General features: G+C 54.7%; 22 protein-coding genes and 1 riboswitch. Of the genes, 6 read left to right on the top strand and 16 right to left on the bottom strand.

Features of this window, described 5'->3' with window-relative positions; all coding sequences use genetic code 11:
- Nucleotides 1–39 precede the first annotated feature (39 nt).
- The 3 genes from PHD76_02315 to PHD76_02305 form a co-directional block, all read right to left on the bottom strand.
- Nucleotides 40–198 carry a YqaE/Pmp3 family membrane protein gene (locus tag PHD76_02315; GenBank protein MDD5260658.1) on the bottom strand — a complete coding sequence of 53 codons (159 nt, stop codon included), beginning with the start codon at nt 196–198 and terminating at the stop codon, nt 40–42.
- Nucleotides 199–336: 138 nt separating this feature from the next.
- The gene (locus tag PHD76_02310; protein MDD5260657.1) at nt 337–1,317 is read right to left on the bottom strand and encodes a hypothetical protein; all 981 of its coding nucleotides are present in this window, start codon (nt 1,315–1,317) and stop codon (nt 337–339) included.
- A 122-nt stretch (nt 1,318–1,439) separates the two neighbouring features.
- Nucleotides 1,440–2,333: a LysR substrate-binding domain-containing protein gene (locus PHD76_02305; GenBank protein ID MDD5260656.1), complete on the bottom strand. Its 894-nt coding sequence runs from the start codon at nt 2,331–2,333 to the stop codon at nt 1,440–1,442.
- An 82-nt stretch (nt 2,334–2,415) separates the two neighbouring features.
- Here PHD76_02305 and PHD76_02300 point away from each other — a divergent pair, with 82 nt between their 5' ends.
- Both PHD76_02300 and wrbA read left to right on the top strand, forming a co-directional pair.
- Nucleotides 2,416–3,111, top strand: coding sequence for a pirin family protein (locus PHD76_02300; protein ID MDD5260655.1), 696 nt, complete (start codon nt 2,416–2,418; stop codon nt 3,109–3,111).
- A 37-nt stretch (nt 3,112–3,148) separates the two neighbouring features.
- Complete coding sequence (gene wrbA, locus PHD76_02295) at nt 3,149–3,748, top strand: NAD(P)H:quinone oxidoreductase (GenBank protein MDD5260654.1); 600 nt, start codon at nt 3,149–3,151, stop codon at nt 3,746–3,748.
- A gap of 21 nt (nt 3,749–3,769) precedes the next feature.
- Here the strand turns inward: wrbA and PHD76_02290 are convergent, their stop codons facing one another.
- Nucleotides 3,770–5,365 (bottom strand): hypothetical protein, encoded by a 1,596-nt coding sequence (locus PHD76_02290; GenBank protein ID MDD5260653.1) that lies wholly within the window; start codon nt 5,363–5,365, stop codon nt 3,770–3,772.
- Nucleotides 5,366–5,442: 77 nt separating this feature from the next.
- Here PHD76_02290 and PHD76_02285 point away from each other — a divergent pair, with 77 nt between their 5' ends.
- Together PHD76_02285 and PHD76_02280 are read left to right on the top strand one after the other, a co-directional pair.
- The gene (locus PHD76_02285; GenBank protein MDD5260652.1) at nt 5,443–6,018 is read left to right on the top strand and encodes a TMEM175 family protein; all 576 of its coding nucleotides are present in this window, start codon (nt 5,443–5,445) and stop codon (nt 6,016–6,018) included.
- A 68-nt stretch (nt 6,019–6,086) separates the two neighbouring features.
- On the top strand, nt 6,087–6,413 hold the full coding sequence (locus tag PHD76_02280) for a zinc ribbon domain-containing protein YjdM (GenBank protein MDD5260651.1): 327 nt from the start codon (nt 6,087–6,089) through the stop codon (nt 6,411–6,413).
- Between the two features lie 25 nt (nt 6,414–6,438).
- Here the strand turns inward: PHD76_02280 and PHD76_02275 are convergent, their stop codons facing one another.
- The 4 genes from PHD76_02275 to thiC all read right to left on the bottom strand — a co-directional run bounded on the left by PHD76_02275 (nt 6,439) and on the right by thiC (nt 9,852).
- Complete coding sequence (locus PHD76_02275; protein MDD5260650.1) at nt 6,439–6,732, bottom strand: response regulator; 294 nt, start codon at nt 6,730–6,732, stop codon at nt 6,439–6,441.
- A gap of 202 nt (nt 6,733–6,934) precedes the next feature.
- Entirely contained in the window at nt 6,935–7,423 is a 489-nt protein-coding gene (locus PHD76_02270) for an SRPBCC domain-containing protein (protein MDD5260649.1), read from the bottom strand.
- On the bottom strand, nt 7,420–7,764 hold the full coding sequence (locus PHD76_02265; protein MDD5260648.1) for a metalloregulator ArsR/SmtB family transcription factor: 345 nt from the start codon (nt 7,762–7,764) through the stop codon (nt 7,420–7,422). Before PHD76_02265 ends, PHD76_02270 begins: the two co-directional genes overlap by 4 nt.
- A gap of 129 nt (nt 7,765–7,893) precedes the next feature.
- Nucleotides 7,894–9,852, bottom strand: a complete 1,959-nt coding sequence (gene thiC / locus PHD76_02260; GenBank protein MDD5260647.1) for a phosphomethylpyrimidine synthase ThiC — start codon at nt 9,850–9,852, stop codon at nt 7,894–7,896.
- Between the two features lie 46 nt (nt 9,853–9,898).
- Nucleotides 9,899–10,011, bottom strand: a riboswitch (TPP riboswitch).
- A 253-nt stretch (nt 10,012–10,264) separates the two neighbouring features.
- Here thiC and PHD76_02255 point away from each other — a divergent pair.
- On the top strand, nt 10,265–10,633 hold the full coding sequence (locus tag PHD76_02255) for a hypothetical protein (protein ID MDD5260646.1): 369 nt from the start codon (nt 10,265–10,267) through the stop codon (nt 10,631–10,633).
- A 139-nt stretch (nt 10,634–10,772) separates the two neighbouring features.
- Nucleotides 10,773–11,237, top strand: a complete 465-nt coding sequence (locus PHD76_02250; GenBank protein ID MDD5260645.1) for a DUF192 domain-containing protein — start codon at nt 10,773–10,775, stop codon at nt 11,235–11,237.
- Nucleotides 11,238–11,258: 21 nt separating this feature from the next.
- Here PHD76_02250 and PHD76_02245 read toward each other — a convergent pair whose 3' ends face one another.
- The 8 genes from PHD76_02245 to PHD76_02210 form a co-directional block, all read right to left on the bottom strand.
- Nucleotides 11,259–13,727: a pilus assembly protein TadG-related protein gene (locus tag PHD76_02245; protein ID MDD5260644.1), complete on the bottom strand. Its 2,469-nt coding sequence runs from the start codon at nt 13,725–13,727 to the stop codon at nt 11,259–11,261.
- Nucleotides 13,728–13,746: 19 nt separating this feature from the next.
- Complete coding sequence (locus tag PHD76_02240; protein MDD5260643.1) at nt 13,747–14,397, bottom strand: hypothetical protein; 651 nt, start codon at nt 14,395–14,397, stop codon at nt 13,747–13,749.
- A gap of 7 nt (nt 14,398–14,404) precedes the next feature.
- Nucleotides 14,405–15,022, bottom strand: a complete 618-nt coding sequence (locus tag PHD76_02235) for a pilus assembly protein (GenBank protein MDD5260642.1) — start codon at nt 15,020–15,022, stop codon at nt 14,405–14,407.
- Between the two features lie 224 nt (nt 15,023–15,246).
- Complete coding sequence (locus PHD76_02230) at nt 15,247–16,182, bottom strand: type II secretion system F family protein (protein MDD5260641.1); 936 nt, start codon at nt 16,180–16,182, stop codon at nt 15,247–15,249.
- Between the two features lie 5 nt (nt 16,183–16,187).
- Nucleotides 16,188–17,177 (bottom strand): type II secretion system F family protein, encoded by a 990-nt coding sequence (locus PHD76_02225; GenBank protein ID MDD5260640.1) that lies wholly within the window; start codon nt 17,175–17,177, stop codon nt 16,188–16,190.
- Entirely contained in the window at nt 17,178–18,626 is a 1,449-nt protein-coding gene (locus tag PHD76_02220) for a CpaF family protein (protein MDD5260639.1), read from the bottom strand.
- A gap of 65 nt (nt 18,627–18,691) precedes the next feature.
- Nucleotides 18,692–19,843 carry a response regulator gene (locus PHD76_02215; GenBank protein MDD5260638.1) on the bottom strand — a complete coding sequence of 384 codons (1,152 nt, stop codon included), beginning with the start codon at nt 19,841–19,843 and terminating at the stop codon, nt 18,692–18,694.
- A gap of 15 nt (nt 19,844–19,858) precedes the next feature.
- Nucleotides 19,859–21,904, bottom strand: coding sequence for a hypothetical protein (locus PHD76_02210; GenBank protein MDD5260637.1), 2,046 nt, complete (start codon nt 21,902–21,904; stop codon nt 19,859–19,861).
- Nucleotides 21,905–21,911 lie beyond the last annotated feature (7 nt).

Genomic DNA, 21,911 nt, shown 5'->3' with positions numbered 1-21,911 from the left:
TGAACAGGACAAGGTCCTGCACAGCCGGGCCTGAACGCCTTATTTCAGGACAATATAGAGCGCGTGGAGGACGGCTGGAACCCAAAACACAAAACAAAGAATCACGTTGATGATCGTGTCTTTGGCTGAATTTGTTTTGAGATAAACTGCAAGCGGCGGAATCAAGATGGCCAGAATAATCAGAATAATTGGGTTCATGATATAACTCTCCTTTGTTGTTTTTCGAGATGGAGAGTTGAGGCGGAATACCTAACAAAGTCAAGGGTGGATGACCCGTATTGCACGATATAAAAGCCGCTTATTTCAAAATACCCGGTCATAAGCCGGCCAAGTGGGCTACTTGTACTGCCAGTGGTCGTTGGACTCAAGCACCGACGCCGGCCCGGCACTCTCAAGCCAAGCCTTCGCCTCCGCGTCACCGCGCAGCCATACGTCCCAAAAAGCCGTGCTCAAGGCCAGAATAACGCGGTGATGGTTGGGGTTGCGCGGTTCATGATCGCCGGGCAACGCACGATCGGTGAAAACCGAATGCTCCGCATTATAAAGAACCAGTTCATACTTGCCGCCCGGCGGCAAAGCCGAATAAACAGCTCGGCGCGTCTCCATCGTGGCGCCGCCGATCGGTGCCAGGTCCTTGGTGCCGGTCATCAGCATCCAGGGAATCTTCACCCGTCCAAATGCCATCCTGGGATCACCCACGGGCGGGGCGCTGGGGCTGAAAGCAATGGCGGCTTTGATGCGCGAATCCGTATAACGCGGCCCCAACATGGCAAAACTTTGTCCGCTCACTGCCTGTGTCGTAACAGCGCCGAACGAATGGCCCGACATGCCCAACTTTGCCATATCCAGCCTGCCCGACAACGGGTGGCCTGAGGTTTTGTTCCAAAGCTCCAGTTGATTGATAACCGCTGGAACATCTTCCGTCCGCAGAATGAAATTCCGACCATTGGCGGCTTCTTTCATTGCACCCATCCGCTCCAGCAGAGGTTTGCCCTGCCAAACCGAGGTGTCGCTGCCGGGATGCTGCATAAAAACGGCCATATAACCCCGTCCCGCCCAATGCCGACCCAGGAACGTACTGCCCTCGCGCGACCCGCCAAGTCCGTGGCTGAAAAGCACCACAGGCGCAGGCGTCTTGTCCACCGGGCAATACACCCGGATGGGAATTTCCCGATTCCGCGCCTTGTCCTGCACCGTAAAATCCTGAATGCGGACGGCATCCGGATTGGCCACAGACAACGGGTCATACGCAAGACAACAGGCCTCACACAGCACGCAAGCACAAATCGCCCCGAATAATTTATAAAATGACTTCATTCCGTCTCCATAAATTACTGCCGGATATTCAAATAAACCACAAACCCCGCTCAAGGTTACAAAAATTCCGTCAGAATTGGCCGCCGTGCAGGTGCGTTCACATGCCCCTTATCCTTCGCCTGTTATTTTTTTAGTGCGGCCTTTTTTGCGCACTTTAAAAATTCCTCCCCGGCGGCGCTAAGGCCCTTTTTGCTCCACCCGGCCCCAATAACCAACTGCTTGGGCGCGGGTAAAAGCGGCAAAAGCTTGAGTCGCGCTCCGGTAAAACAGGCCACTGATTTTGACACTACGGCCACGCCGCCACCAGCTTCGACTGAGGCAATGAGGCTGCTAAGTCCATCGTGTTCCTCCGCTATGCGCAGCTTGCGTTTCGTCGCAGCAAAGGTTTCTGCCAAAAATACATGATAGTCAGGATACTCCTTCCGACTGTAAACAATAAGCGGTTCCCGCACAGCCTCCGATAAAGTTACCATGCGACGCCGGGCAAGAGGATGGTTTGGCGCCACTGCCAGGCACATGAGCTCGCGGCCCAGTTCCTCAAAGCGCAACCCATTCAACAGTGTTCGCGAAGGACGCACAAGCAGGGCAATCTGCAGCTTCCCTTCCCGCAATTGGGCGAGCATCTCCTCGGTGGACAGATCATGCAGCACCACGCGAACATGGGGAAGGACAGCTTGAAACGCACGCAATACCGAGGGCAAAATGCGAGCGTACAGCGAGGGGGCATAACCAATGTGAAGTTCTCCGCGATTTCCGGTGGCGACGGCCCGGGCCGTATTCACCGCTTCCTCCGCATGCCGGAGCACCGCGCGCGCCTCATTCAGAAAAATTTTGCCGGCCTCGGTCAAATAAAGGGACTTCGCGCTGCGTGTGAAAAGTTGGAAACCGATTTCCTCTTCCAGATCATGGATTTGCCTGCTCAAGCCCGGCTGCGAAACATGCAGCTTGAGGGCCGCGCGCGAAACATTCTCCTCATCTGCGACGGCGACAAAGTAGCGAAGGTGGCGCAGCTCCATTCCCCGAGCATGCCTTTAAGTTATGCTGAGGCAAGAAACATGATATTTCACGGCGCACCGGCATGCGTGATAATCTCATTTCATGATGATTATTCGCAAATCAAACGAACGCGGCCATGCCGAACATGGCTGGCTCGACAGTTACCACACATTCAGCTTCGCGGATTATCATGACCCGCAGTGGAACGGCTTCCGCAGCCTGCGCGTCATCAACGACGATCTTATCATGCCGGGAATGGGCTTCGGAACCCATCCGCATCGCGACATGGAGATCATTACCTACATCCTGAGCGGCGCACTGGAACACAAGGATTCCATGGGCAATGGCCGCGTGATCCGCGCGGGAGAAGTCCAATACATGGCGGCAGGCTCTGGAGTTCAACACAGCGAATTTAACCCATCAGAGGACGAAGCCGCGCATCTGCTGCAAATCTGGATCAAACCGAACGCGAAGGGCGTGAGCCCGCGCTATGCGGAAAAGTCGTTCAAGGACGCTCCAACGGGAAAGCTGTTGCTCGCTGCCAGCAAAAGCGGCCGTGATGGCTCGATTGCGATTCACCAGGACGCCGACCTCTGGCTGGCCAAACTTGATGCAGGCAACGGCGTGGCACATTCATTGGCGCAAGGACGCCATGCTTGGGTTCATGTCGCCGAAGGCGAAGTTGAGCTGAATGGGCACCGGCTTTTCGGGGGTGATGCCGCTGCTGTGAGCGAAGAAACCCAACTGAAAATTTTCACAATCAAACCCTCGCAGGTTTTGATATTCGATCTAAATTAAGCAGCCAATCGATAAACCAACCCAACCGAAAAAACATATGACCAAACTCCTCGTCCTCTACTATTCCATGTACGGCCACATCGAAACCATGGCCGGTGCCATCGCCGAAGGCGCCCGCTCCGTCGAAGGCGTGGAAGTGATCATCAAACGCGTGCCGGAAACCATGCCACCTGAAGTGGCGCAACGCAGCGGCGCAAAACTCGACCAAGCCGCGCCTGTTGCCTCTCCGAAGGAATTGGGCGACTATGATGCCATCATTTTCGGCACGCCCACCCGTTTCGGCAACATGACCGCGCAGATGCGCAACTTTCTGGACCAGACCGGCGGACTGTGGGTCAAGGGCGGACTTGTTGGAAAAGTTGGCAGTGTGTTCACCAGCACCGGAACCGGCGGCGGCAACGAAAGCACCATCATCAGCTTTGTCACCACGCTGATTCATCACGGGATGATCTACGTCGGCCTGCCCTACGCGTGTCCCGAACTGGCCGACATCAGCGAAGTCAAGGGCGGTTCGCCCTGGGGCGCCGCTACCATAGCCGGTTCGGACGGCTCCCGCCAACCCAGCGCAAAAGAACTCGCACAAGCGCGTTTCCAGGGCAAACACGTGGCCGGCATCGCGGCTCAATTGAAGAAATAAACCGCAGCACAAGGAACTTCACTATTCTGCAATCTCGGCTTCTGCGATTTCTGGAACTGCGGGAGTTTCCCCGCGTCCCTGCCCGCGACCCCGGCGGCGTCTGCGGCGGGAGCGCTTGGCTTTGGGGGGCTCGCTTGTCTGCGCTCCCGCTCCATCCACCGCGGCTGGCGAACTTTTGGGATTGGCCTTTGGCTGTGCCGGCTTCCGGGCAACTTCCAGGCCGCGTGCCGCGTAATCCATGACGTGCCCTTCACGCAAGAGCCAGATGAAATCCGCCATCACGGCAGTTTCACGGGCACTCTCGCTCATCTCCGGCGCCAGGGGGCGCAGCTCAAGAAGCGCCTTCCATTGCCCGGCTCTTGGCGTTGAAACGTGAGTTTCCAAATATTCCAGCATGCCCCACACCGCTTCGGAAACGGGGGTGGCTTCACGGTCCAGATACCGCGGACTGGCGGGAGCAACATACGTAACGTTTTGGTGAGCCTTGAAAATTTTCAGCCCTTTTGACTCCAGTTGCCGGCTTATCAAATGCACCATCGGCAATGGGAAACGCCTCAGTTCGTCCAACGAGCGCCGCACCAGCAATTGAACCGGCGGTGCCGAGCGGTTCACGGCCATGGCGCCGGGCAACGCGACACGGCTGCGTATCGCCTCGACCTGCGCCCCCATGTGGTTTTGCCGGAAATGGGCCTCCACTTCGGCCAGCGTACCCAGTTTGACCGGTTCGCTTCGCTCAGGGATTTCCAGCGGATAAAATTCGTCCTTTGAACTCAGCTCGTCCTTCCACTGCTGAATCAAGGCTTCGTCCTTCACGATGCGAATGCGGTTCTTGTACGCTTCGAAAGGCATGTGAGCAAAGCGCTCAGCATGCAGTTTGCGGATCTTGCTTTGGTAATCGTGGTAATTCGACGGGCCCAATACAACACCGCTCAGTCCGCACTGGGCCACGGAAGTGTACACCCCTTTCGGCGGTTCCACGGGCACGCGTTCGCGGCGGTAAAATGCGTCCAGATGATGCGCCAACAGATGGGCAATGGCCTCCTGTTCGCTTAGCCAAACACTGCCGTCAATCTTGAGTTGGAACAATGAGGACGCAGTGTCTGCCGCACGCTTGAACTCCACACGGAAACGCTCCGGCTTTTCCAAAACAAGCCGGGCAAGTTCAAATAACGGGAAAGCTTTGGTTCCGGTCTTGATTTGCCGGGCCAGGCCCTCAATCCCGTGCGAGTCGGGTATGAACTGCAACTCCCAACCGGTCAAAGCGGGCTCGCTCCGCACTTCGGGAACCGGGCGCTGTTCGTGTCGCGCGCCCCGGCCTCGATCTTCCCGTCTGCCATCGCGCCTGCCACTCTCGCGCGGCTTAGGACGATTGCCTGCGCTGCCGCCCATGCCTGCGCCAAATCCACCACCTGGCGCCGATCTCCGGGCCGGGCGTCCTCCCCCGTCATCACGCCGTCTGCCCGAACCTTCCCGACGACTGCCACCCGCATCGCGTTCGGCCATGCGCGCCAGCCGTTCCGAGCTGCCAGCCTCCCTGGTCCACGCCGGGAGAAAACATTGCGCCAGATCGATTTCCAAACTGGCTGCATCGGGCGGGAGAGAAGGCTCGGTAGTCATAGCCTGTACATAGTAACACCACCCGGCGGGAAAGACCAGTAATTGCATCGCTGCAGTCTCTCGGATAAAATCCCCGGATGCGGAAAAACCGGCTTGAAGCCTTCAGCGACGGCGTACTTGCCATCATCATCACCATCATGGTGCTGGAATTGAAAGTGCCCCACACAACTGAATTCAGCGGTCTGCAACCGTTGCTGCCGGTGTTCTTAAGCTATGTATTGAGCTTTATCTACGTCGGCATTTATTGGAACAACCATCATCATATGTTCCATTCAACCAAATTCGTAACCGGCGGCATCCTGTGGGCAAACCTGCATTTGCTGTTCTGGCTGTCGCTCTTTCCATTCACGACAGGCTGGATGGGCGAAAACCATCTTGCGCCGATACCCACAGCCGTTTATGGATTCGTGCTCTTGATGGCGGCCCTTGCGTATTACATTTTGCAACGCACCATCATCGCCGAGCAAGGCCGCAACTCCCTGCTGGCTGAGGCAATTGGAAAGGACTGGAAAGGCAAACTTTCGCCCGTGTGCTATCTTACCGCCATCCCGCTCGCGTTTCTAAGTCCGTGGATTGCGAGCAGTCTGTATGCGTTCGTTGCACTCCTCTGGCTCATCCCAGACCGGCGCATTGAACGCATGCTCGTAAAATAGGTTTTATCAACCCTCTGTTCAATAGACGCTTGAAAGCCAGCATAACGGCGGGTTAAGGTGCATGGCTTATGAGCAAGTCCTCGTGTCCGATGTGCGAAATGACCGAAATTATGGAGCACCCCACGCACTGGGAATGCGTGACCTGCGGGCACGAGTGGGAGCGCGAGCCTGAAGCGGAGAAGGCTCGGGTCGTCAAAGATGCCCACGGCAATGCGCTCGCTGACGGAGACATGGTGGTTTTGATCAAGGACTTGCCGTTGAAGGGCTCATCGCAGGTTCTAAAAGGCGGGACAAAATCCAAACCGATCCGCCTTGTTGACGGCGATCACGAAATTTCCTGCAGGATCGACGGCATCTCCATCGGCCTTAAAGCCTGCTTCGTGAAAAAAGCCTGAACAATTTTGCCTTTTTGCGTACAGCTTATGCGCGTCCGGCGGACCCGGGCGGCGCCTCATTGAAAAGAGCCCAAAAACAACCGATTTGCCTGACCGCTTCAACAAATCCCTGGAATTTCACAGGCTTGACCACATAGGCATTCACGCCAGGTTGATAACTGTTCAGCAAATCCTGCTCCTCACGCGAGGAGGTCATCACGACGACCCGAATCATTTTGAGACTGGGATCATTCTTGATCTGGCGCAGGACTTCCAATCCACCCACCTTGGACATCTTCAAATCCAGCAGGATGCGCTTGAACCAGTCAATATCCCACATCCAGCCTGTCAACACCAACACTCCAATAATAGCGGCCTGCCGGGCGGCAATCCCGGGAAAAAGCCGGAACCGGGAATGCAGGCATTTGGGGGATTATTCTCCATAGATATGCGTTTAGTAATATGTCAGCACAATCCCAGTATGGATGCAATTCGACAATACACCAGGTGATATCAGATTCGATTCCCAACCAGGCCTTGGGTCACTGCTTTGGCAGGAAAGCGCTGAGTTCGTTGAGGCAACGGGTCCAGCCAAGGTTGTGGCGGTCACGGCTTTCAACAGACGCAAATTTCTCATGCGTCAACGTCAGTTCCGTTTGTTTGCCGCGTGCCTTGAATTCAAGCGTTACGAGCATTTCGGGAGGCTCGACTTCGCCGAATTCATTGCCGCTGCCGTCCTTTTCAAACTGCCATGTGAACACCAGGCGCTCCAGTGGTTTTACTTCGCGATAAACCCCAACGGTTGTAAAAAATTCGCCATCCGCACGCAACACCTGGATACGGTATTTCCCCTTCGTGCGCGCATCCATCTTCACCGATTTCAGTGAGGATCCTTCGCATGCCGCCGCGCCAAACCATCGGCTGAATTGGTTCACATCCGTCCATGCGCGCCAAACCAGTTCACACGGCGCGTCAAACACACGGGTCAGTTGCAGCTTGATTGTTCCTTCCGTCATTTTGTTTGTGCTCATTTTTTCTCCTTGGCTTGCAGTTGTTTCAAGTATTCGTCCAAACGATCAAAGTTATCCTCCCAGAATTTCCGGTATTCCCCGATCCAGGCCTCCGCCTGTTGCATGGGTTTGGCCTCCAGCTTCAGGTGATGCACGCGCCCGTCACGCTTGCGACGGACCAGTCCCGCGCGTTCCAAAACGCGCAAATGTTTTGAAACGGCGGGGAGCGACATCCGGTAGGGCCGCGCCAGGTCGGTCACGCAGCGGTCGCCGCCCGCGAGATGTTCGAGGATGCGACGTCGGGTCGGGTCGGCCAGGGCGGCGAAGGTGCGGTCCAGCGATCTCGCTATATATTTAACCATATGGTTAAATATTATGACAAAATAAACCCGGCGCAAGCCCTATTTGATAAAATTTTGCCGTTGGACAGCCTCCATGCCCGGCCCTTTGTAGCCTGCAAGGTTCGGAGTCATGGTGGTACCCGCTGTTCATTACGCTCTCGAGTAAACCTCCGCCCCCTTCTTCACAAACTCTTTTGACTTTTCTTCCATCCCCTTTTTCAACGCATCTTCCTCCGCGATGCCTTGTTCTGCGGCATATTTGCGGACGTCTTCGGTGATCTTCATCGAGCAGAAATGCGGCCCGCACATGGAACAAAAATGAGCGCTCTTGGCGCCATCCTGCGGCAGGGTTTCATCGTGGTATTCCCGCGCCCGCAACGGGTCCAGGCCGAGGTTGAACTGGTCTTCCCACCTGAATTCAAATCGGGCCTTGCTCAACGCATTGTCGCGATATTGCGCGCCGGGATGCCCCTTGGCCAGATCGGCGGCATGCGCGGCCAGTTTGTACGTCACCACCCCTTCCCGCACGTCATCCTTGTCAGGCAAACCCAGATGCTCTTTCGGCGTGACGTAGCAAAGCATCGCGCAGCCGTACCAGCCGATCATCGCCGCGCCGATGCCGCTTGTAATGTGATCGTAACCGGGAGCGATGTCGGTCGTGAGCGGCCCAAGCGTATAGAACGGAGCCTCGTGGCACCATTCGAGTTGCCTGGCCATGTTTTCCTCGATCATGTGCATCGGTACGTGGCCGGGGCCTTCATTCATCACCTGCACGCCGTGCTGCCACGCGCGCGTGGTGAGTTCGCCCTGGGTCCTGAGTTCGGCGAATTGCGCCTCGTCGTTCGCGTCGGCAACCGACCCGGGACGCAGGCCGTCCCCAATGGAAAAACTAACATCGTAGGCGGCCATGATTTCGCAAATCTCGTCCCAGTGCGTGTAAAGGAAACTTTCCTGGTGATGCGCAAGGCACCATTTGGCCATGATGCTGCCTCCCCGGCTGACGATACCGGTCATGCGGTTGGCTGTCAGCGGAATGAAGCGCAGAAGCACGCCTGCGTGAATGGTGAAGTAGTCCACACCCTGCTCGGCTTGTTCAAGAAGCGTGTCACGATACATTTCCCAGGTAAGTTCCTCGGCCTTGCCTCCGACTTTTTCGAGCGCCTGGTAAATCGGCACGGTGCCAATCGGAACCGGAGAGTTGCGAATGATCCATTCGCGCGTGGCGTGGATATTCCTGCCCGTGGAAAGGTCCATCACGGTGTCGGCCCCCCAAAAGGTGGCCCAGCGCATTTTTTCGACTTCCTCCTCGATACTGGAAGCGACGGCGCTGTTCCCGATGTTGGCGTTGATCTTCACCAGGAAGTTGCGCCCGATGATCATCGGCTCGCATTCGGGATGGTTGATGTTGGCCGGAATAATCGCGCGGCCCGCGGCGACTTCGGCGCGAACAAACTCGGGCGTGATCTCCTTCGGGATGCGTTGAGGAAATTTTCCCAAAACATATGGGACGAATGGGGCAAATGCGGCCGATTGGCCGCTGCCGACGTGTTGTTTGTGAAGATCATTGCGAACATTGTCCTTCGCCATATCAGCCATCTTCGCGCAGCCCATGTTTTCGCGGATGGCGATGAATTCCATCTCAGGCGTGATAACACCCTGGCGGGCGTAATGAAGCTGCGTGACTGGAGAACCCCTGGATGCCCGGAGCGGCTTGCGCGCAAACCTCGCATTTTGCAATTCGAGGGATGAATGCCCGTTTTGCAGGCGCGCATGCGTGTCGGAAAGATAACCGTCGTCGATGGGCTGAATGTTGCGCCCTTCGTACTCATTCACATCCGCGCGTTCCAAAATCCAGGCCCTTCGGACAAGAGGCAAGCCCTGCTTCACATCGCCATGAAAATCCGGATCGGTCCAGGGGCCGCTCGTGTCATACACCCGCACCGGTTCGTTGGCTTCAATCCGGCCATCCAACGTTTTGGTGGGCGAAAGCCCAATCTCGCGGAACGGCACCCGGACATCGGGACGAGAGCCTTCCTGGTACACTTTTTTTGAGTTGGGAAACGACAGGTCGGTGCTGCCGGGTTCGATGGTGCTGGTCTTCGCTATCATACAATCTCCTGGTGACGTTCCCGACACGGAGTGGATGACATTCGGAAATGATGCTTTGAGCACCTCCCTTCGTCGGCATGATCCGCATCAGGTTCAACGGGTCATTGGGCTTACCCCAAACTCTCAGCCTGCAATCGGCAGACTCCCCACTGCAAGTACGATAGCTTGCGGGCTACACCGGGCAATGAAAAATCTCACTCTTATGTCCATTCTGGGCATTACAATCCACGATCTCTGGATTGCCGCGTCGCTCCGCTCGCAATGACGCAGTCGCGTGAGGCACGCCTGCCTGCGGAACCAAGGCCACCGCCACATGGGAATCGTCCTCGCGCGGCCCATCCTGGGCCGTGGCGATCCATCCTTGATTCCAGTTTTAAGTTTAAAGTTTTCAGTTTCTGGATAAGGTCAGGACATGAATGAAACCCAGGATTTGGAATTAATGCTGATCCAGCGGCAGGCGCCCGCTGAAATTGCCACCACAGACGCCGGCGCGAGCCCCTTTCGCACCGTAGTCGATCCCGCCATGCGGGTTCGCTTGAAAAAAGCGCTCTTGGAACTGATCGACAACCATGACCGTTCCCTTGAAACCTATGTAAGCAACGGCCAATTGAAGCTGGATTCCTACAAGGAGTACATTGAACTTTTTGCGCGCTGCCTGCGCGAGACGATGGAAACCCGCGAAGGCGTGGCGTATTTGCTCAAGTCCTGCGGCTTCGAAGCCACGCCGGAGGAGATCAACCTTTATCCGGACTGGCGCTGGGAAGAAACACCGAGCCAGTAAATGAGGAATTCAGAATGTAGAATTCAGAAAGCTTGACACTTAAAGGAGAAAAGAACCGCAGATGGACGCAGATACACGCAGATTTTCAGAGCTAAAAAAAGAGTTGGCTTGTTACCTTTTCCCCAATCTGTGCAAATCTGTGTCAATCAGCGGATGGATTCGCATTTGGATTATCGTTCTGGCGCTTTTCGTCTCAGGCTGCACCAAGCCGCAAAGCCAGGACCCGTCGCAGGCCAGGCTCAAAACGGCTGTTCTGACCGTAGGCTCACATCAATTGAATGTGGAAATTGCCGACACACCGGAGACAATGGAGCGCGGGCTCATGTTCCGGAAATCCCTTGGTGAAAATGAGGGCATGCTGTTTGTGTTTCCGGAGCCGAAACAGGCTGTATTTTGGATGCGCAACACGCGGATCCCTCTCTCGGTGGCCTATCTGGATGCCACGGGGCGGATTCTGGAAATCCATGACATGTTCCCCTACGATGAAACAGCGGTGTCATCCCGAAGCCCTCTGGTTGCCTATGCGCTCGAAACCAATCAGGGATGGTTTGTCGGAAACAAGATTTCGCCCGCAGATAAAGCCAGAGGCCTGCCGGAAAAATAAAGCTCCGGAAAAATCACTGGATTACTGGCTCAGGCGTACGGTGATGCGGGCGGCGATTTCCTTAAACGCGTCTTTCAAGGTCTGAATTTGAACCGCCTGATTGCCGTTGGTGATCGGATAAAACTTTCCCTGATTCTGGCCGGCTATGATCGTTGGTGACATGGTGGTACCTGAAGTATTACGCGTAGCGCCGGGATCATTGGCCATGGTCGCCAGATACACATCATAGTTGCTGTTATCCGTGCCATACTTGATGACGTAAATCGTGGCATTTTGGCCATTCAAGGCGTTTGTCTTGTCTTTGTACCTCAAGACATATGACTGGCACATGGCCAGCCAATAAGCCTCGCCTGCGATACTGCCGGAGCCGCTGGCGTACCACTGCTTGTCCATAAAACTCCACCATTCATATAATTTTGGATCACCGATAGTATTTGTTGCGCCAGTGACAGTGTCAGGACCGGCTCCGTTTCCGCACATGGTGTAATCCGGGTAGTAATCAGTGATTCTCGCACTGATGCTGTACCAACCCTCATTGTTGCTGGGAAAAAGCAAATAGGGGCTACTAGTGGAGGTGGGCGCAAAACCACTGGTATAAGTCTCCTGTGCGGCCAGGCCCATTTCCCGAAGCGGGCATCCTGCCAGAGGCGCATAATAGGCGCCAACCGGGTACGAGTTCACTCTTGCATCCGTCAGTTGATAATTTGGCGCGTCCACATAGTTATGTTGGCGGTAGTTTTGGTAATAGCCTTCAGGCAACCAGACATAGGTATAGCCATTACGGGTGATTCCGCTGGTATTTCCAACCTGCGTCCAACTGGTGTCATTCCCATCCGCGCTGGAGCTGGGCGCAGACCCGTTAGCGGCCAGATAAAAATCCGTACCTCGGGCGGGGTTTTGCAAGGGGCTGGTCACTTGTAAGGGAAGAACCAGACGGTCAAACTCCGCTCTTGGAGTGCTCTTATTGTTTGCCGCTACACCCATTTTTTCTTCCGTATCCAAAATACTTGGCGAAGAGGTGATGGTAATGTTGGCCATGGGACTCATCTGGTTAAAGGAGGATGTATCCGAGGTCAAAACCAAATGGGAAAAGGTGAAACTATAACCAGGGACTCCGCTGTTCGATGTAGTAGTGGTGGTAGGCGAAACAGTCTGAGTACTTGGATTTGTTGGCGCCCACCAGATGGTGTTAATAGGACTATCCGTGAGATTGGTAGGCGCGAAATTGGCGCAGATCCCAGGCATGTTGGCGCTATTGGTATTGGTCAATCCCGTCATACTGCGGCTAACGGTGCTTGTAGTGCTCTTCCAACTCGCAGTAGACGAGATATATGCACCCACCAGAGGTGCAAAATCATGGAATGTATTATGGACTGAAAGCCTGGAAGCGGCAGTCTCGGTGTTTCCCCTCAAATTCATTCCAAATCCCGGGCCCCGGACGTAACTGCGCACGAGGTTAAAGCCGCCGTCCGTCATGAATATGTAGTTGATTCGCGTCAGCGAGCGGTTGGTGGCATCGGGAATGGTATTATCCAGCCATTTCTGCACATTCTCAGCCGCATAACGCAGGCCTTCGGCGCCGTTGGTGCCGGCGCCATCCACGGAACAATACGCAAGGTAGTTGTTGACAGAATCCATCAAGGGACCACCATTGTAGGTTGCGGATGAGGTGGACGTATCGCCCGTGACAAACATTTTCGCCGGACCGAAATAGGGAAGGCCGTACATTCGGCTTCCGGAGATTGTATTCGTAAAATTCGCCGTTTTCGGCCAAATGACCTCTGCCTTGGATGAGAAGGTCACCACCATCATGTAATCCCGGGTTTCGTCAAATTCATCGACAAACAACTGTACCGCGCCCTTGTTGCTGCCGCTTCCCAAGATGCCCGTGGCGCCGCCATTCCCATACATGGAGGCCGAAATATCCAGCACGAGAATATTAACGGAGGGATAACGTTGCCCCTGGGCAATATCGCTAAAATGAACATATTTCAAATTGGAACTGAAAATCGGCAGAAAGAGATTGGTATGTGTAGCTTCAGCAGTAATTGTACTTTGAATCACGCCTGTTGAGGTAAAGGATTGTGTGTAAATCGTAATCTTTTGCATGACACCACCGGGATAAGTATCCGTCGAACTGAGTGTCAATGTTTCAGAAGTGCCGGTGGCCAAATCACCGCTGCTGGCCCAGGTTCCGGGATTTTTCATATAGCCCGGCATATTGTCCTGCATGATGCTAAGGGCCAGGCTCTCCCGCATGGATTGAATGGAGGATGAATTGTACGCCTGCCGGACCATGCGCAGTGCAACCGCATCGGCCGCGCGAGAGAGCTGGGCTTTGGTGTGGTACATGAGCGCCGCATCAATGGACAAACCCAGCATCCCGAAAAAGAGCGGCGTTAAAATTGCAAACAACACGAGCATCTGGCCCCGGCGCAACGGCGTGAGTTTAAATCGTCCAAATGCTGGGATAACTATTTTATCTTTCATAGACTTATATTGTTAGGTATCAGTACATGGCATATTCATACAAATACTGGAAGCCTGTCATCTGCATGAGGTTGGCAACGCCGGGCAACATTCCCGTTTGGTGAAAAATCTCAACAACCACTGTTCGTTCCCCCACCCGCAAGGCGTTCAGTGGTAAAAATGACGTGTCCACTTTTTGGACCGTTTTGCTATTCACATCGGTAAACGAACTCGTCGGAATTTTGGAGGAGACCGAAACCGTCGAAGATGAGGGGAAGGTAAATTGATAATCCAGTTGGATGTAATCGTCCGTCTGCGTCGAGGCATCGCTGTAATTGGTATTATTGCTGGGATCCGAGCGGATCAGGTATGAAATAATCACACGGCCCTTATTGGGAATATCCGCCGGCTGCGTCATGTTGTCAATGTCGGCATAAACCGTTGTGTTCAGTTGAGAGGAAAGATTGGCGCTGTTGGAGGCAGTGGACAGGGTCGGATCGGGGGTGATGTTGTTCGATATAATAAGCCGTCCGCCCTCGCGGGCTGTGGCCGCCATCCTCAGGGACAAGGAACAATCCATGCCGAGCTCAATGGCGGCAAACACAATGAGCGATAGCACAATGACCAGTATGCTGAGCTCTATGGCCGCCTGGCCGCTCTTCCCATTGGCATTATGCCTTCTCGTTTTCATAAAACTGTTAAAAGTGCTCTGCCTGATAAAACGTACTGACAGACATGGTGTATCCCGTGGTCGAACTCTTTAGAAATGTCATAAAAGGCGTTATAAACTGAAAGTTGTATGTATAGGTAATTTTGATCAGATCCCCCGATACATCCGGCAAACCCAGGGTCGACGAGAGATCCTGCCATGAGCTTCCAGAATCCGAGGAGTGCTGGATGATAAAGTTGTCCCCTGTTGCCGCTCCGGCACTGCCGGCTGTCAACGGGATCATGGCAATCAACGGGTGATTGTTTGTCGAATATGTGATAATAGACTGCCTCAAAGAAGAAACAACCGTATTGCCATTGCTGTCGGTGCTGCTCATTTGTTGCCCGGTGATTGCATAGCGCAAACCGGTGCGGATGACATGGGTCATGGTGGATTGAATAAGCATGTAACGGGAAAGATCCGTCAACCCCAGGATCATCATTAGAAAAACCGGCAAGGCCAAGGCAAACTCCACCGTGGACTGGGCTGCTTTCCACCAGCGATATCTGCGGCGCTTTTCCGCTCCCCTATGATGAAAATGCTCCGAAGGCAAATTTTCACTGGATTGCGGGGTCGCCACTCTTAGCCCTTTAATCAAAGACATCATAATAGGGTATTTTGACCTTATTCACTAGAGTAGTTCGGCCTTGCTGTGGCCAGTGTACCTCCGAGCAAAGGCAAATTTCAAGGCAAAACCATGTCCGGCCTGTGAATAAGAATCTGATAAGGGCAGAAGCGCTTCAAAAATACCTACATCTTTGAATACAATGTACACTGCTCGCTACAGGAGATATAGAGCCCTGATTTGTCGTTCAAGGAGACAAATCAGGTTCATTTTGATGTAAATAACAGGAGTCCTGCGGGTCCAAGGATCACGATAAACAGGCAAGGCAGAATGAAGAGAACCAGCGGGATCATGATTTTTACGGGCGCCTGGTTTGCCGTCCGTTCCGCCCGCTGCCGGCGTTTGACTCGCATGGCCTCCGTCTGTACCTGGATGACATCCACAAGGCTGCCGCCCAGTTTGGTAATGTAATTCACCGCGGTGATAAAGGTTCTCAGATCCTCCACACCGCTGCGCCGGGCCAGGTTTTTCAAGGCCTCTTCCCGTGTAATGCCCAAATTAATCTCCCTGAGGGTACGTTTCATCTCCTCCGCAAGGGCGCCTTTTGTTCTTTCCGACACGACAGCCATCGCCCCGTCAAAAGCCATTCCCGCCTGAACGCTGATGCTGATCAAGTCAAAGGTGAACGGCAGTGAAAGCTGGATTTCATGCGCCCGCTTCTTCGCCCGGCCCTGCACAATTCCAATGGGGAGTCGAAATCCCAAAAAAGCGGAAACGGCGCAAATGACGATCAAAAGTATAATCGAAACATCGCCGCGAAACACATGGGGTAAAAACGCCAGGAACATGGAGGCCGGCAAGGCCACCATCAAAACCCAGCACAATGTGGTCAACTGCACTCCACTCACCTTTCCTATCATCCCGGCCTGTGCGATGGCGTCCTCGGCCTTGCTTACCATGCTAACCGGCGTGATGCCGGAAAAAGTTTTGGACCATTTGCTCGCAAGGGGCAACATGACGCGGGTCATGAGGCTCTTATCCATCTCATCCGAGTCACGGATGCCCAAGCCCGCATCATCCCCTGTTCCCTGGGCCTGGCGGACACGGGCCGCCAGGCTCACAGGCTTGGCGCGAAGCCCGCTGACCGCAAAAGCGAACATCAGGAGAGCAGAGGTCCAAAGGATGATGATGAAAAAAAACATAGGCGTTAAATTTCGATATCAACTACCCTCCAGATGATAAAAGCGCCTGTGAGCTGCATGCAAACGGCCAGGCCCATTAGAAAATAGCCCGGCACCGTCGTAAGCAACGGCTTGATATAGGAAGGGTTGATGCATGAGATCGCAAAACCGATAACAAATGGCAATGAACCCACCAGGCACCCGGAAAGCTTGCCCTGGGTGGTCAGCACGGATATCTGGCCCTGGATTTTAATGCGCTCACGGATCGTCGCAGCCGTGGTTTCCAGGATTTCAGCCAGGTTGCCGCCAACCTTCCTCTGGATCACATAGGCGCTGACAACGATTTTTAAATCCTCGCTGGGAACGCGTGTGAGCATGTTTTCCATCGACTCCCACTCGGGCATCCCAAGATTGACTTCCTTGATGACCTGTTTGAACTCGGCCGAGATGGGATTGCCGGTCTCCGAAACCGCCACCGCGCATCCCTGCATAAATGTTTGCCCGGCCCGCAGGGAATTCACAACCAGGATGAGAAAATCCGCGAGCTGGACGTTGAACTTGGCAACCCGGCTCTTTCTCAGGATCACGAGGATGGGGATATGCAAAAACAGGACAGGCAGGGCGCACAGGATGCCATAGACGATATTATGGAAAAGAAGCATGGCCGACATCCCAACCACAACGGTAAAAGCAAAACGAAGGATTAAAAATTCCGAAACTCTGAAGGGAAGATCGGCCCGCGCCAATTGTTCCTCGACCTGGGTAAAGTACCCCTCACCTGTGATTCTGCCAAGAATTGGCTGTAAATCAATAGAGCTTAGAATTCCGCGGCGAGGTTCGTCAATCGCAACGGCGGTCAATTCGGATTTCAGCGACTCGGGAACGCTGGTCAGCTTTTGGAAGCGGGTCTTCACCGCGGACTTGCCGCTCCCGATAAATATGTCGGCGATCACCATCGCCGACACAAGGAGGAAAAGCAACCAGCAAACCGACATGACAAAAAACAGCGGGGACATTCAAACCTCCATTGTTGTTTGGAACACTTCGACCGGCAGATTTTCACCATGAGCCCTCAGGTGGTCCATGCACTTCGGTATAATGGCGCAGCCGTGAAAGGATCCCTTCACCTTGTTTTCCGGCGTGATGCCGGTTTGTTCAAATCTAAACAGATCCTGGAGAATAATCGTCTGCCCCTCCATTCCCTGCACCTCCGTAATGTAGGTTATTTTCCTCGAACCGTCCTGGAGGCGTCCGCATTGCACAAACAAATGGATGGCGCCGGCGATCTGCTCCTTGATCGCTTTTTCCGGCAACTCCACCCCGGCCATCATCACCAAGGTGGCGATGCGCGCCAGAGCCTCGCGAGGCGAGTTTGCATGGGTCGTGGTCAACGAGCCGTCGTGGCCGGTATTCATCGCCTGAAGCATGTCGAGCGCTTCCCCGCCTCGGCACTCGCCGATCACAATGCGGTCGGGGCGCATCCGGAGGCAGGTCTTGACCAGGTCCCGGATCGTGATGGCCCCCTTGCCCTCAATATTTGCAGGCTTGGATTCCAGCCGCACCACATGTTCCTGCATCAACTGCAGCTCCGCGGCGTCCTCCACCGTGATGATGCGGTCATTCTCCGGTATGAAGTTCGAAAGCGCGTTCAACATGGTCGTCTTGCCGGAGCCGGTGCCGCCTGAAATGACGATATTCAGGGCGCCGCGCACAGCGCTTTGCAAAAACATGCACATCCCCTTGGACAGCGCCTTGTAATCCATCAACCTTTCCATCGTCAGCTTGTTTTTGCTGAATTTGCGGATGGTGATCGTGCAGCCGTCCAGCGCACAGGGCGGGATGACCACGTTCACGCGCGAACCATCGGGAAGACGCGCGTCGCAAATCGGGCTGGACTCATCCACACGGCGGCCCAGGGGCGAGAGGATTTTATCAATGACCCGGCGGGTGCTGGATTCATCCACGAACTTCACCGGAGAAAGGGACACCATGCCCTTTTGCTCTATATAAATCTTGTGGGCGCCGTTCACCATGATTTCTGTGATGGCGTCATCCTTCAGCAATTCCTCCAGCGGGCCAAAACCCACCATTTCATTGATGACATCATTGACAAGTTTGTCGCGCAATTGCTTGCCAATCGGAATCTTGTCCGCCGACAACTTCTCGTCGATCAACTGCTCGATTGTTTGCTTCAAGGCTTCCTGATTGCCGCTGTTGAGCAATTGCGGATTGATCCTTTGGATCAGGTAGGGCAGCAATGTGCGCTTGAATTGCAGCAGGAATTCAGCCGCCGCATTGGTGGCTGCGGGATGGGCCGGTCCGCCGCCCGCAGATCGCGCTATGGCGGGAGGCGCCATCCCGGGAGACACAGAAACCGGCGCGGCCGACGGGCGGGCGAGCCCGGGAGGACGCATGGCCGGTCGGGTTGCACTCGCTCCGCCGTATCCTGGTGGTATGGGTCTCATGCAAAAACTACCTTAACTGATTTTCATGCCCGTTCAATCGCAAAGGGGGGGGTGCTTCATCTGATTCACGCTCCATCCGCCCACCTCGTAACCGTATATTCGGCCAGTTTGTCAATGACTATGGAAAGCGGATGATCAGGGCGGGCATGCACCATGGGCTTGCCGCTGTTAATGCTGTAAGTCACCTCACTGGCGCAACTCGGAAGATAGGCCGTAACCGGGCAGGCGAGAATTTCCTCAATTTCCTCATCCTTCAATTCGGAGCCGACTTCCGAGTGATTGACCACAATTCTGAGTTTTTCCGAGGAAATACTCTGCGAGGTCACATTCTTGATCCAACGCTGCAAGGACATCAGGCGCGCCAGGTCCCGTGTGGTGATCAAATAGACCAGGTCCGCCTCCTGTACGGCTGCAGTCGTAGGGGCAAGATCGTAGGCGCCGGTATCGACCACAAGATAGTCGATGATCTGCCGGCATTCCTTCAGCAGATTTCGCGCTTGTTCCGCGTCGAATCCGTAAAAATCAAATTCGTCATTCGGACAGGCAAGGAACTTGAAACCCAGATTGTGTTCCGCAAACAAATTGGTCAGCAGTACCGAGTCCAGGCCGATCCCCTGCGATATGGCGTCCGCCATGGTGTTTCGCGGCACCTGATCCAGCATGGTAAAAAAATCCCCCGCATTCATGCTGTAATCCAGCAGGGCAACTTTTGCGGATTGGCGGGCCATGGCAAGGGCCAGATTGGTCGCAAAAATACTTTTGCCCACGCCCCCACGAGCGCTTGCAACCGCAACAATGTAACTGCCGACAGGCTGGTCTGCGGCAGCCCTCATTCCAGCATGGGCCTGGGCATGCTGCGCGGCCTGCCCGATGCTCTGTGTAAGGTTTTGCGCGGTAAATGGCGGCAGCAACACGTCACGCAAACCCAACTGCAAAAGCCTCTGCCAAACCTCTCCGGTTTCATTTCCCTGCAAAATCGGCACAATATAAATGCCGGGATTCCGGTTTTGGATTTGTCCGGCCAGGGCAAACCCATCCGCGTCGGGAAGACGAAGTTGGAGCAGCAATATTTTGGCGCCAGATGTCCCGATTTTGGAAAACATTTCCGGGCCTGATCGCGCCGTGCCCACCACCCGGAAACCTGCGATCGCCGTAACTGCATCCCGAATTGCCTGGCTGACCGCTGGGTCTTGATGGACCAGGAAAAAGTCGCTCATAAACCGTTAGGCAGGCTAGGGTTGTTCCGGCCTCGGCGTCAATGCGCCTTCGGGGCTTTTCGGTTCGGGCTTGGGCCCGTTATCACTGGGAACGGCATCAGCAGGAGGATTGGCAGGCTGGGCCGCATCTGCGGGGGCAGCAGGAACTGGCTGTGCCTGATCGGGTGTAACCGGTTGTGCGCCTTCGGGCGGCGCGGCGGGAGCCGGCGCCACGGACGGGGCAGATTCCGGCTCAGGCGCGGTGTTCAACTTGGTTTGTTGGGTATTGGAATTGGCATTGCTTTTGGAATTTTGGGAGCTTGCCGTAGCGTCAGGTTTCACCTCGCTCGGCACATGAATCACCGCCGTTTCCAGCGTTCTTGGCAGAACCTCCGCCGCGCTGATCCGGGTCGGTTTGGCTACCATCGGGAGCACACCTTCATCAGTCAGAATATCACGCATGGTCTGGCTTCTGGGATTATAATCCTTGGCATTGTCCAAATCTTTAAGGCCCAGGATTGTGGGCGTTAACACAAAAATCAATTCGTTCCGCTTCTTGTCCTTCGAGCGGTCCTTGAATAATTCACCCAGGATCGGAATCTTGCTGATAAACGGGATACTTTCCAGGTTCTTGCGGGTTTGATCGTCAAACAAACCGCCGATGACCAGGGACTCGCCGTGCTTGATCGCCACACGCGTTTCCACGGCATTCCTGTTGAAGGAGGAGACTCCGTTCACATCCGGCCCAAGCGATGAGATCGAGGGTTGCACCCCCAATTGTACAATTCCATTTTCCGATATGGTGTTGGTGACTTGATTGAAGGAAGGTCCGGGGTTGGATCGTGGCTGCTTGTTTTCCTGCTGCGTGATATTCCCCCAGGGAATCAACCCGGCCGCATCGGGACGGTAGGTTTCTTCTTCCTTTACCAAGGGGTTGACCAGAAGTTCAATGCCGATGTTTTGCTGGGCAAAACTTTGAATCGGGTTGTGGTTGGCATCGAATGAAACGCTCGTGGGGACCGAAACAGTCTGGCCGACCAAAAACATCGCAGGCTGGCCGTTGAGCACGGTCAGGGTCGGTTCCTGCAACAGGGTTGCAGTGGCATTCAGTTCACTCAAATTGACGGTCGTGTTGATGTTAGTGGGCAGATTCGCCCCAAAGATGGGAATGTTGCCATTGCCGCCGGTTTCAAAAAATGGGGCCGCAGAGGAAAAACCAAGGGCGAATCCCGCCGTTGACCCGCCTCCGCTGGCGGCTGCATCCACTTTGCTGGCGGCAGAACGATGCTGGAGCCCGATGTGGGAATCCATATTATGAGTCACCTCAACAACCTTGACCGCGATTTTCACCTGCAGGGGGTTTCTGACGCTCAGCAGATTGACAAGATTCTTCGTATAGGCATGGGCAATGTTGACGGCCTTTGTGACGACGATGTCATTCTCCACCTCGCCCTCCAGGATGATCGTCGGGCGAAAATCATCGGCGCCCAACAGTGAGCTGGCTGCATTGCCGGCAGTTTGCCCGCGCGGCGCCACAATATCCGATGCCGTATCATCGCCAAAGGCGCGGCTCAGGTTGGCCCCAACCAGGGACGCCTGCGGCGGCAAGACCCGGACCTTCAGTCCCGGATCGTTCACAAAAATCCGAATCGCCTCCTCCACTTCTTTTTCGATGCTGTTCGCCTTGAAACGGGCATTGGAATTGATTTTATAATGTTTGGTTTTTCCGTCCTCCGTGACCGTCACAATCGCCTCGCCCGGCGAACGCAGCGCCACCACCATCTGGGCCGTAATGTCGGCAGGCTGGGACAAAATGACCGGCGTCTTCAGCACCTGGCCCGCTTCGTCCTTGAATTCCCAGTAACCGTCTATCGCAACCGCCTTGTTGTCAATCTTGACCACGGCTGTGCGGAAATCATTCACCGGAATGGTGATGTTTTCCTGCACATAACCCGAGAACTCGCCGTCGAAGGAGGCCTTGTCCTTTCCGTCGGCCAATTGAACCGTGTCCGCAGCCAAAATAATGGCGGGAAACAGGGCCAGCGCAATAAAGCCGCTTAACGTGGAAAATGTTTTTCTCATTTTAGCT

The sequence above is a fragment of the Candidatus Methylacidiphilales bacterium genome (genome assembly GCA_028713655.1).
In the GTDB taxonomy this organism is placed as follows: domain Bacteria; phylum Verrucomicrobiota; class Verrucomicrobiia; order Methylacidiphilales; family JAAUTS01; genus JAQTNW01.
The sequence above is the reverse complement of the archived record's forward strand: the minus strand, read 5'-3'. Positions and strand labels throughout refer to the sequence as shown.

Excerpts from the sequence above, each read along its gene's own strand:
- PHD76_02280 (MDD5260651.1), top strand. The coding sequence starts at position 6,087 with ATGAGCAAGTCCTCGTGTCCGATGTGCGAAATGACCGAAATTATGGAG.
- PHD76_02240 (MDD5260643.1), bottom strand. The coding sequence starts at position 14,397 with ATGAAAACGAGAAGGCATAATGCCAATGGGAAGAGCGGCCAGGCGGCC.
- PHD76_02245 (MDD5260644.1), bottom strand. The coding sequence starts at position 13,727 with ATGAAAGATAAAATAGTTATCCCAGCATTTGGACGATTTAAACTCACG.
- PHD76_02275 (MDD5260650.1), bottom strand. The coding sequence starts at position 6,732 with ATGTGGGATATTGACTGGTTCAAGCGCATCCTGCTGGATTTGAAGATG.
- PHD76_02270 (MDD5260649.1), bottom strand. The coding sequence starts at position 7,423 with ATGAGCACAAACAAAATGACGGAAGGAACAATCAAGCTGCAACTGACC.
- PHD76_02305 (MDD5260656.1), bottom strand. The coding sequence starts at position 2,333 with ATGGAGCTGCGCCACCTTCGCTACTTTGTCGCCGTCGCAGATGAGGAG.
- PHD76_02290 (MDD5260653.1), bottom strand. The coding sequence starts at position 5,365 with ATGACTACCGAGCCTTCTCTCCCGCCCGATGCAGCCAGTTTGGAAATC.
- PHD76_02235 (MDD5260642.1), bottom strand. The coding sequence starts at position 15,022 with ATGATGTCTTTGATTAAAGGGCTAAGAGTGGCGACCCCGCAATCCAGT.
- PHD76_02215 (MDD5260638.1), bottom strand. The coding sequence starts at position 19,843 with ATGAGCGACTTTTTCCTGGTCCATCAAGACCCAGCGGTCAGCCAGGCA.
- PHD76_02285 (MDD5260652.1), top strand. The coding sequence starts at position 5,443 with ATGCGGAAAAACCGGCTTGAAGCCTTCAGCGACGGCGTACTTGCCATC.
- PHD76_02315 (MDD5260658.1), bottom strand. The coding sequence starts at position 198 with ATGAACCCAATTATTCTGATTATTCTGGCCATCTTGATTCCGCCGCTT.
- thiC (MDD5260647.1), bottom strand. The coding sequence starts at position 9,852 with ATGATAGCGAAGACCAGCACCATCGAACCCGGCAGCACCGACCTGTCG.
- PHD76_02300 (MDD5260655.1), top strand. The coding sequence starts at position 2,416 with ATGATGATTATTCGCAAATCAAACGAACGCGGCCATGCCGAACATGGC.
- PHD76_02210 (MDD5260637.1), bottom strand. The coding sequence starts at position 21,904 with ATGAGAAAAACATTTTCCACGTTAAGCGGCTTTATTGCGCTGGCCCTG.
- PHD76_02230 (MDD5260641.1), bottom strand. The coding sequence starts at position 16,182 with ATGTTTTTTTTCATCATCATCCTTTGGACCTCTGCTCTCCTGATGTTC.
- PHD76_02225 (MDD5260640.1), bottom strand. The coding sequence starts at position 17,177 with ATGTCCCCGCTGTTTTTTGTCATGTCGGTTTGCTGGTTGCTTTTCCTC.
- PHD76_02310 (MDD5260657.1), bottom strand. The coding sequence starts at position 1,317 with ATGAAGTCATTTTATAAATTATTCGGGGCGATTTGTGCTTGCGTGCTG.
- wrbA (MDD5260654.1), top strand. The coding sequence starts at position 3,149 with ATGACCAAACTCCTCGTCCTCTACTATTCCATGTACGGCCACATCGAA.
- PHD76_02255 (MDD5260646.1), top strand. The coding sequence starts at position 10,265 with ATGAATGAAACCCAGGATTTGGAATTAATGCTGATCCAGCGGCAGGCG.
- PHD76_02265 (MDD5260648.1), bottom strand. The coding sequence starts at position 7,764 with ATGGTTAAATATATAGCGAGATCGCTGGACCGCACCTTCGCCGCCCTG.
- PHD76_02220 (MDD5260639.1), bottom strand. The coding sequence starts at position 18,626 with ATGAGACCCATACCACCAGGATACGGCGGAGCGAGTGCAACCCGACCG.